This is a genomic window from Streptomyces sp. NPDC013157 (assembly GCF_042899865.1).
Lineage (GTDB): Bacteria > Actinomycetota > Actinomycetes > Streptomycetales > Streptomycetaceae > Streptomyces.
This window is the reverse complement of sequence record NZ_JBIBAK010000003.1, coordinates 275764-293354: the sequence shown is the minus strand read 5'-3', so window position 1 is coordinate 293354 and position 17591 is coordinate 275764. Positions and strand designations below refer to the sequence as shown.

The window sequence follows — 17591 nt, the reverse complement described above, 5'->3', positions numbered from 1 at the left end:
TCCGGTCGTGCACCCCGCTGGGGTCAAGGACCGGCGCAGCGGTGAGCACTGGATGGGGCGCCTCTACATGCGTGAGGTGTCCCTGCGGGTCGACCGCTACCTGGTGAACACCAGGGTCACGCCCAACCAGCTCACGTACCTGATGACCGTCTTCGGCGTGCTCGCGTGCCCGGCCCTGCTGGTGCCGGGCATCTGGGGCGCCGTGCTCGGTGTGGTGTGCGTCCAGATGTACCTGCTGCTCGACTGCGTCGACGGCGAGGTCGCCCGCTGGAAGCAGCAGTACTCGCTGGGCGGCGTCTACCTCGACCGGGTCGGGGCGTACCTGACCGACGCGGCCGTCCTGGTCGGGCTCGGGCTGCGCGCCGCCGACCTGTTCGGCAGCGGCCGCATCGACTGGCTGTGGGCCTTCCTTGGCACCCTGGCCGCGCTCGGCGCCATCCTGATCAAGGCCGAGACCGACCTGGTCGGCGTCGCCCGGCACCAGGCCGGCCTGCCGGTGGTCAAGGAGGCCGCCGCCGAGATGCGCTCCTCCGGGATGGCACTGGCCCGCCGGGCCGCCGCCCTGTTCCGGTTCCACCGGCTGATCCTCGGCATCGAGGCCTCGCTGCTGATCCTGCTGCTCGCCGTCGCCGACCACTTCCACGGCGACCTCTTCTGGACCCGGCTCGGCACCGCCGTGCTGGCCGGCATCGCGCTGCTGCAGACCCTGCTGCACCTGGTCTCGGTCCTCGCGTCGAGCAGGCTGCGGTGAGCGCCGGGCTGAAGGTCGGCGCGGTCGTCATCACCATGGGCAACCGCCCCGACGAACTGCGCGCCCTCCTCGACTCCGTCGCCAAGCAGGACGGCGACCGGGTCGAGGTGGTCGTCGTCGGCAACGGCTCGCCGGTCCCGGACGTGCCGGACGGCGTCCGCACCCTGGAACTGCCCGAGAACCTCGGGATCCCCGGCGGCCGCAACGTCGGCATAGAGGCCTTCGGCCCCAGCGGCCGCGATGTCGACATACTGCTCTTCCTCGACGACGACGGGCTGCTCGCCGAGCACGACACCGCCGAGCTGTGCCGCCAGGCCTTCGCCGCCGACCAGCGGCTCGGCATCATCAGCTTCCGCATCGCCGACCCGGACACCGGGCAGACGCAGCGCCGGCACGTGCCCAGGCTCCGGGCCTCCGACCCGATGCGCTCCTCCCGGGTCACCACCTTCCTCGGCGGCGCCAACGCCGTCCGCACCCAGGTCCTCGCCGAGGTCGGCGGCCTGCCGGACGAGTTCTTCTACGCCCATGAGGAGACCGACCTGGCCTGGCGGGCCCTGGACGCCGGCTGGATGATCGACTACCGCTCCGACATGGTCCTCAACCACCCCACGACCGCACCCTCCCGGCACGCGGTCTACCACCGGATGGTCGCCCGCAACCGGGTCTGGCTGGCCCGCCGCAACCTGCCCGCCCTCCTGGTCCCGGTCTACCTCGGGGTGTGGATGCTGCTGACCCTGGTGCGCCGCCCCTCTCGCCCGGCCCTGCACGCCTGGTTCGCCGGCTTCCGGGAGGGCTGGACCACCCCGTGCGGGCCCCGCCGCCCGATGCGCTGGCGGACCGTGTGGAAACTCACGCGACTGGGCCGTCCCCCGGTGATCTGACAAGCTCGGAGGTGCGTGTCCGCGCGTACGGCGTGCGGACACCCCCGGGATCGTGTCCGACGGCGGATACGTGTCGCGCCCAGTAGCACAATTCCGTAAGACGAACGTAAGACGAATCTGAGGACGAAGGCTCCGACCCTTGAGTGAGACAACGCATGACGGCGGGATCGCGGTGAGCGCGGTGCCGTCGCCCGACGAAGGCCTCACGGCGGCGCAGCTCGCCGCCAGGTACGGGCTCGCGGTGAGCGGCGCACGCCCCTCGCTGGCCGAGTACGTACGCCAGCTCTGGGGGCGGCGCCACTTCATCCTGGCCTTCTCGCAGGCGAAGCTCACAGCCCAGTACAGCCAGGCCAAGCTCGGCCAGCTGTGGCAGGTGGCCACGCCGCTGCTGAACGCGGCCGTGTACTACTTCATCTTCGGCGTCATCCTGCACGCCAGCCGGGGCATGTCGCAGGACGTCTACATCCCGTTCCTGGTCACCGGCGTGTTCACCTTCACGTTCACCCAGAGCTCGATCATGACGGGCGTGCGGGCGATCTCGGGAAACCTCGGTCTGGTGCGCGCGCTGCACTTCCCGCGCGCCTCGCTGCCGATCTCCTTCGCGCTCCAGCAGCTCCAGCAGCTGCTGTTCTCGATGATCGTCATGGTCGCAGTGGTGGTCGGGTTCGGCAGCCCGCCGGGCCTGTCCTGGGTGCTGGTCGTCCCGATCCTGTTCCTGCTGTTCCTCTTCAACACCGGCCTGGCCCTGGTCGTGGCCCGGCTGGGTGCCAAGACGCCGGACCTCGCCCAGCTGCTGCCGTTCATACTGCGCACCTGGATGTACATGTCGGGTGTGATGTTCTCGATCACCAAGATGATGGAGGGCCGGCCGGAGTGGGCGCGCACGCTCCTCCAGGTGAACCCCGCCACCGTCTTCATGGACCTGATGCGCTTCGCCCTCATCGACGGCTACGGCGCCTCGAACCTGCCGCCGCACGTCTGGGCCGTCGCGCTGTCCTGGGCGGTGGTCGTGTCCGCCGGCGGTTTCGTGTACTTCTGGAAGGCGGAGGAGCGGTACGGCCGTGGCTGAGCAGACCACAGGGGAGCGGATCCCCACCGTCATCGCGGAGGACGTGCACATCGTCTACCGCGTCCACGGCGCCAAGACCGGCAAGGGCAGCGCGACGGCCGCCCTCAGCCGCATCTTCAAGCGCGGCGACGAGCGGGGCGTCCGCAAGGTGCACGCGGTCCGCGGCGTCTCCTTCGTCGCCTACCGCGGCGAGGCCATCGGCCTGATCGGCTCCAACGGCTCCGGCAAGTCCACCCTGCTGCGCGCCATCGCCGGCCTGCTGCCCGCGGAGAAGGGCAGGGTCTACACCAACGGCCAGCCCTCGCTGCTCGGCGTCAACGCGGCCCTGATGAACGACCTCACAGGCGAGCGCAACGTCATCCTGGGCGGCCTGGCGATGGGCATGTCCCGCGAGGACATCAGGGCCCGCTACCAGGAGATCGTCGAGTTCTCCGGCATCAACGACAAGGGCGACTTCATCACCCTGCCGATGCGCACCTACTCCTCCGGCATGGCGGCCCGCCTCCGCTTCTCCATCGCCGCCGCCAAGGACCACGACGTCCTCATGATCGACGAGGCGCTGGCCACCGGTGACGCGGCCTTCCGCAAGCGCTCCGAGGACCGGATCCGCGAACTGCGCGAGCACGCCGGCACGGTGTTTCTGGTCAGTCACAACAACAAGTCGATCCGCGACACCTGCGACCGGGTCCTGTGGCTGGAGCGCGGTGAGCTGCGCATGGACGGCCCGACCGAAGAGGTGCTCAAGGAGTACGAGAAGTTCACGGGCAAGTAGCCCCGTCCGGCCCAGGCCCCGCCGGAACCTTTCCGGCGGGGCCCGCGTCTGCAAAGGAAACGTCAACTCGGGCTTTCCTTAGGAATCTTGACGCCAATCGGTGTGTTGTTGTGATCTGCGGGACACCCCGACGAACCTCGATGCGTTGTACAACGTAAGCTGTACCGGTCCCGGAAAGCGGCAAGTGGGGCGATAATGCGCGACACCCTCCGCCGGGCCGCCCCGCGGGCTGCTGGGCGGCGTGTCCGAAATAGTGTGTATTGGGTCGGCAGTGTAGAACGGGAGATGTGACGGCAATGGCTACGGAAACTCCCCAGCTCAACGCAGGCCGCGCCGTCCCCGCCCCGGGCAGCGAACGGTGACGGCAACCGGCCCGGCGCGCACCGGAGCCCCGGAGCGCGGCACCCTGGACAAGGCCGCGGACGAGAACTTCCCCGTGGCCCCCTTCTTCCTGCCGAAAGCCTGGCGCGCCGACCTGATGGCGGTGTACGGCTTCGCCCGCCTCGTCGACGACATCGGCGACGGCGACCTGGCCCCCGGCGGCGCCGACGCCCGCCTCCTCGGGGTCTCCCCGGCGCAGGCCGAGGACCGCCTGGTCCTGCTCGACGCCTTCGAGGTCGACCTGCGCCGCGTCTTCGACGCCACCCCGCGCCACCCCCTGCTGCGCCGTCTCCAGCCCACGGTCCGTCGCTGCGGACTGGCCCCCGAGCCGTTTCTCGGACTGATCGCGGCCAACCGCCAGGACCAGCTCGTCAAGCGGTACGAGACCTATGACGACCTCCTCGCCTACTGCGAGCTGTCCGCCAACCCCGTCGGCCGCCTGGTCCTCGCCGTCACCGGTACCTCGACCCCCGGGCGGATCCGGCTCTCCGACTCGATCTGCACCGCACTCCAGATCGTCGAACACCTCCAGGACGTGGCCGAGGACCTCGGCCGCGACCGGATCTATCTGCCCGCCGAGGACATGAAGCGCTTTCACGTCCAGGAGGCGGATCTCGCCAGGAAAACCGCGGGCGCATCGGTGCGTGCACTGGTTGCATACGAAGCACAACGCGCCCGCGATCTCCTGAATGAAGGCGCCCCCCTTGTGGGTAGCGTCCACGGCAGGTTGAAGCTGCTGCTTGCGGGGTTCGTGGCGGGGGGAAGGGCAGCGGTCCACGCGATCGCCGCCGCCGAATACGACGTACTTCCCGGCCCGCCCAAGCCCGGCAAGGGCCGGTTGCTGCGTGAGGTGGGCGTGACTCTGCGAGGAGAGGGGTGATCCGGACCGTGGACTCTCCCACACACGTGTCCGCACCGGTACTCGCCGCCTACAGCTACTGCGAGACGGTCACCGGACAGCAGGCACGGAACTTCGCCTACGGCATCCGGCTGCTCCCGGCGCCCAAGCGGCGCGCCATGTCGGCGCTCTACGCCTTCTCCCGGCGTGTCGACGACATCGGCGACGGCGAGCTGGCGGGCGACGTGAAGGCGGCCCGCCTGGAGGACACCCGGGCGCTGCTCGCCCGGGTCCAGGACGGTGCGGTCGCCGAGGACGACACCGACCCGGTCGCGGTCGCCCTCGCCCATGCCGCCCAGGTCTTCCCGATCCCGCTGGGCGGCCTGGACGAGCTGATCGACGGCGTCCTGATGGACGTCCGCGGCGAGACCTACGAGACCTGGGACGACCTCAAGGTCTACTGCCGGTGTGTGGCCGGCGCCATCGGCCGGCTCTCGCTCGGCGTGTTCGGTACGGAACCGGGGGCGCGCGGCGCCGAGCGTGCGCCGGAGTATGCCGACACACTCGGGCTCGCGCTCCAGCTCACCAACATCCTCAGGGACGTCCGCGAGGACGCCGGCAACGGCCGTACCTACCTGCCCTCCGACGACCTCGCCAAGTTCGGCTGCTCGGCCGGGTTCCACGGGCCGACGCCGCCGGAGGGCTCGGACTTCGCGGGGCTCGTGCACTTCGAAGTACGGCGCGCCCGTGCCCTTTTCGCCGAGGGCTACCGGCTGCTGCCCATGCTCGACCGGCGCAGCGGCGCCTGTGTCGCCGCCATGGCGGGGATCTACCGCCGCCTCCTCGACCGCATCGAGCGCGAGCCGGAGGCGGTACTGCGCGGCCGGGTCTCGCTGCCCGGACGCGAGAAGGCGTACGTCGCCGTGCGTGGTCTGTCCGGGCTCGACACCCGGCGCCACACCTCCCGCCTGACCGTCAGGAGGCGCGCCTGATGGACAGAGTGGGTCAAGGTGACTCCACCGGAGAAAAACGGCAGGCAACCCTCCGGCACGGCGTGGCGTCCCTGACTGCGACGGCCCGACCTGCCCCGTTCCACCGGCACGGCGGGCGGGCAGGGGAGGAAGCACGATGACCGACGGCACGCGATCCGAGCGGACGCACGACGACACCGCGTCCGGGCGCACCGCCGTCGTGATCGGCGGCGGCCTCGCGGGTGTCACGGCCGCGCTCGCGCTCGCCGACGCGGGCGTACGCGTCACCCTCCTCGAAGGCAGGCCGAGGCTCGGCGGGCTCGCCTTCTCCTTCCAGCGCGGCGACCTGACCGTGGACAACGGCCAGCACGTGTACCTGCGTTGCTGCACCGCCTACCGCTGGTTCCTCGACCGCATCGAGGGCACGGCGCTGGCACCGCTGCAGGACCGCCTCGACGTGCCCGTGCTCGATCTCGACAAGCCCGAGGGGCGGCGCCTGGGCAGGCTCCGTCGCGACCCGCTGCCCGTGCCCCTGCATCTGGGGCGCAGCCTGGCCGCCTATCCGCACCTCTCGCTCGCCGAGCGGGCCGCGGTGGGGCGTGCCGCGCTCGCGCTCAAGGGGCTCGACCTCGCCGATCCGAGCCTGGACGCACAGGACTTCGGCAGCTGGCTGGCCGCCCACGGCCAGTCGGCGCGTGCCGTCGAGGCCCTGTGGGACCTGGTCGGGGTCGCCACCCTCAACGCGGTCGCGGGCGACGCCTCGCTGGGGCTCGCCGCGATGGTGTTCAAGACCGGTCTGCTGTCCGACCCGGGCGCGGCCGACATCGGCTGGGCCCATGTGCCGCTGGGAGAACTGCACGACCGGCTGGCCCGCAAGGCGCTCGACTCCGCGGGCGTGCGTACCGAGGTCCGTACACGCGTCACCTCCGTCTCCACTAACGAGAACGGGACGTGGAGCGTTCAGGTTCCCGGCGAGACGCTCACCGCCGACGCCGTCGTGCTGGCCGTCGCCCAGCGCGAGGCCTACGACCTGCTGCCTTCCGGTGCCCTGGACGCCCCGGAGAACCTGCTGGAGATCGGCACCGCGCCGATCCTCAACGTCCACGTGGTGTACGACCGTACGGTGCTCACCAAGCCGTTCTTCGCGGCTCTCGGCACCCCCGTCCAGTGGGTGTTCGACCGCACCCACGCCTCCGGGCTGTTGAAAGGCGGGCCCGAAGGGCCTCCGTATAAGGGTGGCGGCGGGCGACGCGCGGGACAGTACCTCGCGCTGTCCCAGTCGGCCGCCCAGGACGAGATCGACATGCCCGTGGCCGACCTGCGCGAGCGCTATCTGCCCGAGCTGGAACGGCTGTTGCCCGGTGCGCGCGGCGCCGGGGTGCAGGACTTCTTCGTGACCCGGGAGCGCACCGCGACGTTCGCCCCCACCCCCGGCGTCGGGCGGCTGCGGCCCGGCGCCCGCACCAAGGCACCCGGCCTCTACCTGGCCGGAGCGTGGACCGCCACCGGGTGGCCCGCGACCATGGAGAGTGCGGTCCGCAGCGGTGTCAGCGCGGCCGATGCCGCGTTGCGCACTCTGGGCCGGCCCCGCCCCCGTCACCTCTTCGATGTCGAGGAGGCGGCGTGACGCTCGATCAGCAGGCGGCAGGCCTCCGCACCCCCGGTACCGCAACAAGAGGAGAAACTGTGCCCACTGTGCCCCCGGCCTCGAAGGGCGCCCGAGAGACCGCAGTGGACGTGACCGCGCTTCTGGAGCGCGGCCGGACCCTTGCCACACCGGTACTGCGGGCGGCCGTCGACCGCCTGGCCTCCCCCATGGACACCGTAGCCGCCTACCACTTCGGCTGGATCGACGCCGAGGGCAACCCCGCCGACGGCGACGGCGGCAAGGCCGTGCGCCCCGCGCTCGCCGTGCTCTCCGCCGAGGTCACCGGCGCCGCCCCCGAGGTCGGCATCCCGGGTGCCGTCGCCGTCGAGCTCGTCCACAACTTCTCCCTGCTGCACGACGACCTGATGGACGGCGACGAACAGCGCCGGCACCGCGACACCGTCTGGAAGGTGCACGGCCCCGCCCAGGCCATCCTGGTCGGCGACGCCCTGTTCGCCCTCGCCAACGAGATCCTGCTCGAGCTCGGCACCGTCGAGGCCGGCCGCGCCACCCGCCGGATCACCACCGCCACCCGCGCCCTGATCGACGGCCAGGCCCAGGACATCTCCTACGAACACCGCGACCGGGTCAGCGTCGAGGAGTGCCTGGAGATGGAGGGCAACAAGACCGGCGCCCTGCTCGCCGCCTCCAGCTCCATCGGCGCCGTGCTCGGCGGTGCCGACGACCGCACCGCCGACACCCTGGAGAAGTACGGCTACCACCTCGGCCTCGCCTTCCAGGCCGTCGACGACCTGCTCGGCATCTGGGGCGACCCGGAGTCCACCGGCAAGCAGACCTGGAGCGACCTGCGCCAGCGCAAGAAGTCCCTGCCGGTCGTCGCCGCGCTCGCCGCGGGCGGGCCCGCCTCCGAGCGGCTCGGCGAGATCCTCGCCGCCGACGCCAAGAGCAGCGACTTCGAGAACTTCTCCGAGGAGGAGTTCGCCGCCCGTGCCGCCCTCATCGAGGAGGCCGGCGGCCGCGAGTGGACCGCCGAAGAGGCGCGCCGTCAGCACACCATCGCCATCGAGGCCCTGCACGCCGTCGACATGCCCGACCGGGTACGGGCACAGTTCACGGCGCTCGCGGACTTCGTCGTCGTACGGAAGAGATGATCATTATCGGTCGAATAGTCCTCGCGTAGTCGCCGGTCGGTGCGAACGCGCAGCCAGCACCGGCCGACGGCGGACCCACAGCAGAACGATTTCGCACGACTGCACGAAGGGGAAGCCATGACAGCGACGACCGACGGAAGCACCGGGGCCACCCTGCCGCCCCGGGCCGACTCGGCCAGCACCGAACTCACCACCCCCGTGGCGGCCGGGGTACAAGAAGCCGCCGAACGCGCGGTACGGCGTGCCACCGACCATCTGCTCGCCCAGCAGGACGCGCAGGGCTGGTGGAAGGGCGACCTGGAGACCAACGTCACCATGGACGCCGAGGACCTGCTGCTCCGCCAGTTCCTGGGGATCCGCGACGAGTCCACGACCGCCGCGGCCGCCCTCTTCATCCGCGGCGAGCAGCGCGAGGACGGCACCTGGGCCACCTTCTACGGCGGCCCCGGCGAACTCTCCACCACCATCGAGGCGTACGTCGCCCTGCGGCTGGCCGGGGACGCGCCCGACGCGCCCCACATGGCGAAGGCGTCGGCCTGGATCCGCGAGCGCGGCGGGATCGCCGCAGCCAGGGTCTTCACCCGGATCTGGCTGGCCCTGTTCGGCTGGTGGAAATGGGAGGACCTGCCCGAACTCCCGCCGGAACTCCTGTACTTCCCCAAGTGGTTCCCGCTCAGCATCTACAACTTCGGCCAGTGGGCCCGCCAGACCATCGTGCCGCTCACCGTGGTCTCGGCCAAGCGCCCGGTGCGCCCGGCCCCCTTCCCGCTGGACGAGCTCCACACCGACCCGGCCGACCCCAACCCGCCCCAGCCCCTTGCCCCGGTGGTGAGCTGGGAGGGCGTCTTCCAGCGGCTCGACAAGGTTGTCCGCGGCTACCGCAAGGTTGCGCTGGGACGGCTGCGCAGCTCCGCCCTGAAGTCCGCCGCCCGCTGGATCGTCGAGCGCCAGGAGAACGACGGCGCCTGGGGCGGCATCCAGCCACCGGCCGTCTACTCGGTGATCGCGCTGTACCTGCTCGGGTACGACCTCGAACACCCCGTGATGCGCGCGGGGCTGGAATCGCTGGATCGTTACGCCGTGTGGCGCGAGGACGGCGCCCGGATGATCGAGGCCTGTCAGTCCCCGGTGTGGGACACCTGTCTGGCCACCATCGCCCTCGCCGACGCCGGACTCCCCGCCGACCACCCGCAGCTGGTCAAGGCCGCCGACTGGATGCTCGGCGAGCAGATCGTCCGCCCCGGCGACTGGGCGGTCAAACGGCCCCAGCTCCCGCCGGGCGGCTGGGCGTTCGAGTTCCACAACGACAACTACCCCGACATCGACGACACCGCCGAGGTCGTCCTCGCGCTGCGCCGGGTCAGGCACCACGACCCGGAGCGGATGGAGAAGGCGATCGGACGCGGGGTGCGCTGGAACCTCGGCATGCAGTCGAAGAACGGGGCCTGGGGCGCCTTCGACGTCGACAACACCAGTCCGTTCCCCAACCGGCTGCCGTTCTGCGACTTCGGCGAGGTCATCGACCCGCCGTCGGCCGACGTCACCGCGCACGTCGTGGAGATGCTCGCCTTCGAGGGCATGTCCCACGACCCGCGCACCCGGCGCGGCATCGAGTGGCTGCTCGCCGAACAGGAGCCGAACGGCGCCTGGTTCGGGCGCTGGGGCGTCAACTACGTCTACGGCACAGGGTCCGTGGTACCCGCGCTCACCGCCGCCGGGCTGCCCGTCTCGCACCCGGCGATCCGGCGCGCGGTGACCTGGCTGGAGCAGGTCCAGAACGAGGACGGAGGGTGGGGCGAGGACCTGCGCTCCTACAAGTACGCCGGCGACTGGAGCGGCCGCGGCGCCTCCACCGCCTCCCAGACCGCGTGGGCGTTGATGGCGCTGCTCGCGGCGGGGGAGAAGGACGCCAAGGCCGTCGAGCGGGGTGTCCGGTGGCTCGCCGAGACCCAGCACGAGGACGGCTCCTGGGACGAGCCGTACTTCACCGGCACCGGCTTCCCCTGGGACTTCTCCATCAACTACCACCTCTACCGGCAGGTCTTCCCGCTCACCGCGCTCGGCCGCTACGTGCACGGCGAGCCCACCCCCGAGGCAGAGGGGGACTGATGAGCGCCACGCCCGCGCCGGCCCCGCTGCTGATCGCCTGCGCACTCGGCATCGAGCACCTCGCCCTGCGCGCCGGCGAGCGCGGGGGCGCGGGCGGACCCGTCACCGTGCTGCGCACCGGCATGGGCCCCCGGGCGGCGGAACGGTCCGTCACCCGGGTCCTGGCCGACCCCGCGCTGGCCGGTGCCGCGGTCCTGGCGACGGGCTTCTGCGCGGGACTCGCCCCCGGCATGCACCCCGGCGACCTGGTCGTCGCCGAGGAGACCCGGGACCCCCGCGGCAGCGTCCCGTGCGTGGGCACCGAACTCCTCGTGAAGGAACTCGTACGGACCCTGCCCGGCCGCACCGTCCACACCGGACCCGTCACCGGCTCCGATCACGTCGTCCGCGGTCACGAGCGGTCGGATCTGCTCGCGACCGGCGCAATCGCGGTCGACATGGAATCGGCGGCCACGCTCCTGAGCGCCGTGCACGCGGGCGAGCGCCCGGTTGCGGCCGTCAGGGTGGTCGTGGACGCTCCTGAACATGAACTCGTCCGGATCGGCACGGTGCGCGGTGGAATATCTGCTTTCCGCGTTCTTCGATCCGTTCTTCCAGCTTTCTTCGAATGGCACCGTTCTTTGCTGCTCCCCCGGAGGTGAGCCAGATGGCCATGCCGCTGCGTCAGTCGATCAAGGTCGCTACTTACTTGGCCGAACAGAAGCTCCGCAAGCGGGACAAGTTCCCGTTGATCGTGGAGCTGGAACCCCTCTTCGCGTGCAACCTGAAATGTGAGGGCTGCGGCAAGATCCAGCACCCGGCGGGGGTGCTGAAGCAGCGCATGCCGGTCGCGCAGGCGGTCGGGGCGGTGCTGGAGTCCGGTGCGCCGATGGTGTCCATCGCGGGCGGCGAACCCCTGATGCACCCTCAGATCGACGAGATCGTGCGGCAGTTGGTGGCGAAGCGGAAGTACGTCTTCCTGTGCACCAACGCCATGCTGCTGCGCAAGAAGATGGACAAGTTCACGCCCTCGCCCTACTTCGCCTTCGCGGTGCACATCGACGGGCTGCGCGAGCGGCACGACGAGTCCGTCGCGAAGGAAGGCGTGTTCGACGAGGCGGTGGCGGCCATCAAGGAGGCCAAGCGGCGCGGCTTCCGGGTGACCACCAACTCGACCTTCTTCAACACGGACACCCCGCAGACCATCATCGAGGTGCTCAACTTCCTCAACGACGACCTCAAGGTCGACGAGATGATGATCTCGCCCGCCTACGCCTACGAGAAGGCCCCCGACCAGGAGCACTTCCTCGGCGTGGAACAGACCCGCGAGCTCTTCAAGAAGGCCTTCGCGGGCGGCAACCGCAAGAAGTGGCGGCTCAACCACTCCCCGCTCTTCCTGGACTTCCTGGAGGGCAAGGTCGACTTCCCGTGCACGGCCTGGGCGATCCCGAACTACTCGCTCTTCGGCTGGCAGCGCCCCTGCTACCTGATGAGTGACGGGTACGTGCCGACGTACCGCGAACTCATCGAGAAGACCGACTGGGACAAGTACGGCCGCGGCAAGGACCCGCGCTGCGCCAACTGCATGGCGCACTGCGGTTACGAGCCCACCGCCGTCCTCGCCACCATGGGGTCGCTCAAGGAGTCGCTCCGCGCGATGCGCGAGACGGTCTCCGGGAACCGGGAGTGACGGCATGACCGCGGTTTCCCTGGGCCTCCCGGAGGTCCCGGCCCGGCCGGTCGCCGAGCGGCGCGTGTCCCGGCAGATCCACGTCGGGCCCGTGGCGGTCGGCGGCGGGGCCCCGGTGTCGGTGCAGTCGATGACCACGACCCGCACCTCCGACATCGGCGCCACCCTCCAGCAGATCGCCGAACTCACCGCGTCCGGCTGCCAGATCGTCCGCGTCGCCTGCCCCACGCAGGACGACGCGGACGCCCTGGCGACGATCGCGCGGAAGTCCCAGATCCCGGTGATCGCGGACATCCACTTCCAGCCGAAGTACGTCTTCGCGGCCATCGAGGCCGGGTGCGCCGCGGTCCGCGTGAACCCCGGCAACATCAAGAAGTTCGACGACCAGGTGCGGGAGATCGCGCGGGCCGCCAAGGACCACGGGACCCCGATCCGCATCGGGGTCAACGCGGGCTCGCTCGACCGCCGGCTCCTTGAGAAGCACGGCAGGGCGACCCCCGAGGCGCTGGTCGAGAGCGCTCTCTGGGAGGCCTCGCTCTTCGAGGAGCACGACTTCCGGGACATCAAGATCTCCGTCAAGCACAACGACCCGGTCGTGATGATCGAGGCGTACCGGCAGCTGGCAGCCCAGTGCGACTACCCGCTGCACCTCGGCGTCACGGAGGCCGGCCCGGCGTTTCAGGGCACGATCAAGTCGGCCGTCGCCTTCGGGGCGTTGCTCTCGCAGGGCATCGGTGACACGATCCGCGTCTCGCTGTCCGCCCCGCCCGCCGAGGAGGTCAAGGTCGGCATCCAGATCCTGGAGTCGCTGAACCTCAGGCAGCGGCGCCTGGAGATCGTCTCCTGCCCGTCCTGCGGGCGCGCCCAGGTCGACGTCTACAAGCTGGCAGACGAGGTGACGGCAGGTCTTGAGGGCATGGAGGTGCCGCTGCGCGTCGCCGTCATGGGATGCGTGGTCAACGGTCCCGGCGAGGCACGGGAGGCCGACCTGGGGGTCGCCTCCGGCAACGGCAAGGGCCAGATCTTCGTGAAGGGCGAGGTCGTCAAGACCGTGCCCGAGTCGAAGATCGTGGAGACCCTCATCGAGGAAGCGATGAAGATCGCCGAGCAGATGGAGCAGGACGGCGCCGGGTCCGGAGCACCCGCCGTCACGGTGAGCTGAACAGCACGGACCGAGAGGGGGCCGAGCGTGACGATTCTGGAGACCATCCGGGGACCACGCGACCTGAAGGCGCTGTCCGAGGCGGAACTCGGCGAACTGTCCGAAGAAATACGCGAGTTCCTGGTGCACGCGGTCGCCAGGACCGGCGGCCACCTCGGGCCCAACCTGGGCGTCGTGGAGCTGACCGTCGCGCTGCACCGGGTCTTCGAGTCCCCGGCCGACCGCATCCTCTGGGACACCGGCCACCAGAGCTACGTCCACAAGCTGCTGACCGGCCGTCAGGACTTCTCCAAGCTGCGCGGCAAGGGCGGCCTGTCCGGATACCCCTCGCGCGAGGAGTCCGAGCACGACGTCATCGAGAACAGCCACGCCTCCACCGCGCTCGGCTGGGCCGACGGCCTGGCCAAGGCCCGCCAGGTGCAGGGGGAGAAGGGCCATGTCGTCGCGGTGATCGGCGACGGCGCACTGACCGGCGGGATGGCCTGGGAGGCGCTCAACAACATCGCGGCCGCCAAGGACCGGCCGCTGATCATCGTCGTCAACGACAACGAGCGGTCGTACGCCCCCACCATCGGCGGTCTCGCCAACCACCTCGCCACGCTGCGCACGACGGACAGCTACGAGCAGGTGCTGGCCTGGGGCAAGGACGTGCTCCTGCGCACCCCGCTCGTGGGCAACACCATCTACGAGTCCCTGCACGGCGCCAAGAAGGGCTTCAAGGACGCCTTCGCCCCGCAGGGCATGTTCGAGGACCTGGGCCTCAAGTACGTCGGCCCGATCGACGGCCACGACATCAAGGCCGTCGAGTCGGCGCTCCGGCGCGCGAAACGTTTCCACGGGCCGGTGCTCGTGCACTGCCTCACGGAGAAGGGGCGCGGCTACGAGCCCGCCCTCGCCCACGAGGAGGACCACTTCCACACCGTCGGCGTGATGGACCCGCTCACCTGCGAGCCGCTCGCGCCGTCCAACGGCCCTTCCTGGACCTCGGCGTTCGGCGACGAGATCGTCCGGATCGGCGAGGAGCGGGACGACGTCGTGGCGATCACCGCGGCCATGCTGCACCCGGTCGGCCTCGGCAAGTTCGCCGAGCGCTTCCCCGACCGGGTGTGGGACGTGGGCATCGCCGAGCAGCACGCGGCGGTCTCGGCGGCCGGCCTCGCGACCGGCGGACTGCACCCGGTCGTCGCCGTCTACGCCACGTTCCTGAACCGTGCCTTCGACCAGTTGCTGATGGACGTGGCGCTGCACCGGTGCGGGGTGACCTTCGTCCTGGACCGCGCGGGTGTGACGGGAGTCGACGGGGCGTCGCACAACGGCATGTGGGACATGTCCGTCCTCCAGGTGGTCCCCGGCCTGCGGATCGCCGCCCCGCGCGACGCCGAACAGCTGCGGCTCCAGCTGCGCGAGGCGGTCGCCGTGGACGACGCGCCCACCCTGGTCCGCTTCCCGAAGGAGTCGGTGGGCCCGGAGATCCCGGCGGTCGACCGGGTCGGCGGGATCGACGTCCTGCACCGCGGGGAGGACGCGGCGGTGCTGCTGGTCGCGGTCGGCGTGATGGCGCCGGTGTGCCTGCAGGCCGCGGAGCTGCTGGCTGCCCGGGGGATCAACTGCACGGTGGTGGACCCCCGTTGGGTCAAGCCCGTGGATCCCGCGCTGCCGGTGCTGGCGGCCCGGCACGATCTGGTGGCCGTCGTCGAGGACAACAGCCGGGCGGCCGGGGTGGGCGCGGCGGTGGCGCTGGCGCTGGGCGACGCGGAAGTGGACGTGCCGGTGCGGCGGTTCGGGATTCCGGAGCAGTTCCTGGCGCATGCGAAGCGGGCGGAGGTGCTGGCCGACATCGGGCTCACGCCGGTGGAGATCGCGGGGCGGATCGGGGCGAGCCTCGCGGGGCGGGGGGCCGACGGTGCCTACGGGGGTGCCGCGGGGGGTCGTGTGGCGGGTGCGGCGCCGTCCGGGCTGGTCGCGCAGTTCCCCGCGCCCCTGAGGGGCGCTGATGCCGAGGGTGTTGACAAGGAGAGGCAATGAGTACGGAGTTCGACCTCGGCGCACTGCTGGCCGAGCGCGGAGCCGAGCGCTACGAGCTGCATGCGAAGTACCTCAACCACCAGCTCCCGCGCATGCTGCACACCATCGGCTTCGACAAGGTCTACGAGCGGGCCGAGGGTGCGCACTTCTGGGACGCGGACGGCAACGACTACCTGGACATGCTCGCCGGGTTCGGGGTGATGGGGCTGGGCCGCCACCACCCCGTCGTCCGCAAGGCCCTGCACGACGTCCTGGACGCCCGGCTGGCCGACCTCACCCGCTTCGACTGCCAGCCGCTGCCCGGGCTGCTCGCCGAGCGGCTCCTCGTGCACAGCCCGCACCTGGACCGGGTGTTCTTCGGCAACAGCGGCACCGAGTCGGTCGAGACGGCCCTGAAGTTCGCCCGCTTCGCCACCGGCAGACCTCGTGTCCTCTACTGCGACCACGCCTTCCACGGCCTGACCACCGGCTCGCTGTCGGTCAACGGCGAGGACGGCTTCCGGGACGGCTTCGCCCCGCTGCTGCCCGACACCGCCGTACCCCTCGGCGATCTCGACGCGCTCGCCCGCGAGCTGAAGAAGGGCGACGTGGCCGCCCTGATCGTCGAGCCGATCCAGGGCAAGGGCGTGCACGAGGCACCGCCCGGCTATCTGCGCGCCGCGCAGGAGCTGCTGCACAGGCACAAGGCGCTGCTGATCGCCGACGAGGTGCAGACCGGCCTCGGCCGCACCGGCGACTTCTACGCCTACCAGCACGAGGACGGCGTCGAGCCGGACCTGGTGTGCGTGGCGAAGGCGCTGTCCGGCGGGTACGTCCCGGTCGGGGCCACCCTCGGCAAGGACTGGATCTTCAAGAAGGTCTACTCCTCCATGGACCGTGTCCTGGTCCACTCGGCCAGCTTCGGCGCCAACGCCCAGGCCATGGCCGCCGGGCTCGCCGTCCTGTCGGTCATGGAGAACGAACAGACCGTCGCCAACGCCCGGGCCGTGGGGGAGCAGCTCAAGTCCCGGCTCGCCGCGCTGACCGACAAGTACGAGCTGCTCGCCGAGGTGCGCGGCCGGGGCCTGATGATCGGCATCGAGTTCGGCCGGCCCAGCTCGCTGAAGCTGCGCAGCCGCTGGACCATGCTGCAGGCGGCCCGCAAGGGCCTGTTCGCCCAGATGGTCGTCGTACCGCTGCTGCAGCGGCACCGGATCCTCACCCAGGTGTCCGGCGACCACCTGGAGGTGATCAAGCTCATCCCGCCGCTGGTCCTCGACGAGTCGGACGTGGACCGCTTCGTGGACGCCTTCACGGACGTCATGGACGACGCCCACAGCGGTGGCGGCCTGATGTGGGACTTCGGCAAGACGCTGATCAAGCAGGCGGTGGCCAACCGCTAGCCTTTTGCCTCTGAGGCAAGAAAATTGCCCCTCAGGCAAAGCTGCGGCTGAATGGAGGCATGAGCTCCTCCGACAACGAGCGGGCGGGCGGGCCGGTCGACGACCTGCCTGCCGTCGCCCCGCAGCTGCGCGCCCTGCGCCGCCGCGCCGGTCTCACCCTGGAGGCCGCCGCCCGCGACGCCGGGCTGTCGCCCGCGCATCTGTCCCGCCTGGAGACCGGACAACGGCAGCCCTCGCTGCCGATGCTGCTCGCGCTCGCGCGTGTCTACAGTACGACGGTATCGGATCTGCTGGGGGAGACCGTCGCCGACAGGGACGCGATCGTGCGCGCCGGCGACATGGAACCGACCCGCGCCGGCGGCTGGACCTACTGGCAGGCCGGGGCGTCCGGCCGGGGGATGCAGGCGCTGCGCGTCCGGGTGCCGTACGGCACCCAGGGCGACATCGTGCGGGTGCACCCCGGTGAGGAGTGGCTGCACGTCCTGCGCGGCCGGCTCCGGCTGCGCCTCGGTGACACCACCCATGTGCTCGCGCCCGGCGACAGCGCGCACTTCGACTCCCTGACCCCGCACCGGCTCGCCGCCGAGGACCAGGACGGGGTCGAGCTCCTGTTCGTCCACACCCTGCTGCAGAGTCCCACGGCCGCGCTGTGCCTGGGACCGATCACTGGAGAGCTGCCGTGAGCAATATCGAGGAGAAGTTCCCCCGGTCCCTGTGGATCCGGCTGGTCATCTACCTGGCCGTCGGGCACGCTCTGGCCGGCTTCCTTTACCTGCTGTTCGCCCTCGGCGGCAAGGGCTGAGCCGCCGCCCTCCGCCCGG

General features: G+C 70.9%; 15 protein-coding genes and 2 pseudogenes. All 17 read left to right on the top strand.

The annotated features are described in order from the left end of the window. The first annotated feature begins 7 nt into the window (after positions 1-7). On the top strand, positions 8-751 hold the full coding sequence (locus ACFY6U_RS11475; RefSeq protein ID WP_351490693.1) for a CDP-alcohol phosphatidyltransferase family protein: 744 nt from the start codon (positions 8-10) through the stop codon (positions 749-751). Between the two features lie 8 nt (positions 752-759). Further along, positions 760-1632, top strand: a complete 873-nt coding sequence (locus ACFY6U_RS11470) for a glycosyltransferase (RefSeq protein ID WP_351490793.1) — start codon at positions 760-762, stop codon at positions 1630-1632. Positions 1633-1771: 139 nt separating this feature from the next. Then, positions 1772-2701 (top strand): ABC transporter permease, encoded by a 930-nt coding sequence (locus ACFY6U_RS11465; RefSeq protein WP_390037003.1) that lies wholly within the window; start codon positions 1772-1774, stop codon positions 2699-2701. Continuing rightward, on the top strand, positions 2694-3473 hold the full coding sequence (locus ACFY6U_RS11460; RefSeq protein WP_390037001.1) for an ABC transporter ATP-binding protein: 780 nt from the start codon (positions 2694-2696) through the stop codon (positions 3471-3473). The genes ACFY6U_RS11465 and ACFY6U_RS11460 overlap by 8 nt, the downstream gene beginning before the upstream one ends. A gap of 358 nt (positions 3474-3831) precedes the next feature. Next, entirely contained in the window at positions 3832-4734 is a 903-nt protein-coding gene (hpnC, locus tag ACFY6U_RS11455; protein ID WP_390036999.1) for a squalene synthase HpnC, read from the top strand. Next, positions 4731-5684: a presqualene diphosphate synthase HpnD gene (hpnD, locus tag ACFY6U_RS11450; protein WP_390036997.1), complete on the top strand. Its 954-nt coding sequence runs from the start codon at positions 4731-4733 to the stop codon at positions 5682-5684. Before hpnC ends, hpnD begins: the two co-directional genes overlap by 4 nt. Next, positions 5684-5761: pseudogene (locus ACFY6U_RS11445) on the top strand (DUF6380 family protein); the annotation flags it as partial. The gene hpnD and the pseudogene ACFY6U_RS11445, both read left to right, overlap by 1 nt. Beyond that, positions 5752-7290: pseudogene (hpnE, locus tag ACFY6U_RS11440) on the top strand (hydroxysqualene dehydroxylase HpnE); the annotation flags it as partial. The pseudogenes ACFY6U_RS11445 and hpnE, both read left to right, overlap by 10 nt. A gap of 59 nt (positions 7291-7349) precedes the next feature. After that, positions 7350-8423, top strand: coding sequence for a polyprenyl synthetase family protein (locus ACFY6U_RS11435; RefSeq protein WP_351490679.1), 1074 nt, complete (start codon positions 7350-7352; stop codon positions 8421-8423). A 117-nt stretch (positions 8424-8540) separates the two neighbouring features. Further along, the gene (shc, locus tag ACFY6U_RS11430) at positions 8541-10532 is read left to right on the top strand and encodes a squalene--hopene cyclase (RefSeq protein WP_390036995.1); all 1992 of its coding nucleotides are present in this window, start codon (positions 8541-8543) and stop codon (positions 10530-10532) included. Then, entirely contained in the window at positions 10532-11173 is a 642-nt protein-coding gene (locus ACFY6U_RS11425; protein WP_351490674.1) for a 1-hydroxy-2-methyl-2-butenyl 4-diphosphate reductase, read from the top strand. The genes shc and ACFY6U_RS11425 overlap by 1 nt, the downstream gene beginning before the upstream one ends. A gap of 5 nt (positions 11174-11178) precedes the next feature. Beyond that, positions 11179-12201 (top strand): adenosyl-hopene transferase HpnH, encoded by a 1023-nt coding sequence (hpnH, locus tag ACFY6U_RS11420; protein ID WP_132887281.1) that lies wholly within the window; start codon positions 11179-11181, stop codon positions 12199-12201. A gap of 4 nt (positions 12202-12205) precedes the next feature. Continuing rightward, the gene (gene ispG, locus ACFY6U_RS11415; protein WP_390036992.1) at positions 12206-13363 is read left to right on the top strand and encodes a flavodoxin-dependent (E)-4-hydroxy-3-methylbut-2-enyl-diphosphate synthase; all 1158 of its coding nucleotides are present in this window, start codon (positions 12206-12208) and stop codon (positions 13361-13363) included. A gap of 27 nt (positions 13364-13390) precedes the next feature. Further along, a complete protein-coding gene (dxs, locus tag ACFY6U_RS11410; RefSeq protein WP_390036990.1) occupies positions 13391-15388 on the top strand; it encodes a 1-deoxy-D-xylulose-5-phosphate synthase in 1998 nt (665 codons plus the stop codon). Continuing rightward, on the top strand, positions 15385-16770 hold the full coding sequence (locus ACFY6U_RS11405) for an aspartate aminotransferase family protein (RefSeq protein ID WP_390036988.1): 1386 nt from the start codon (positions 15385-15387) through the stop codon (positions 16768-16770). Before dxs ends, ACFY6U_RS11405 begins: the two co-directional genes overlap by 4 nt. Positions 16771-16829: 59 nt before the next feature. Further along, positions 16830-17453, top strand: a complete 624-nt coding sequence (locus tag ACFY6U_RS11400) for a helix-turn-helix domain-containing protein (protein WP_390036986.1) — start codon at positions 16830-16832, stop codon at positions 17451-17453. Beyond that, the gene (locus ACFY6U_RS11395) at positions 17450-17572 is read left to right on the top strand and encodes a DUF6126 family protein (RefSeq protein WP_293992196.1); all 123 of its coding nucleotides are present in this window, start codon (positions 17450-17452) and stop codon (positions 17570-17572) included. Before ACFY6U_RS11400 ends, ACFY6U_RS11395 begins: the two co-directional genes overlap by 4 nt. Positions 17573-17591: the final 19 nt, after the last annotated feature.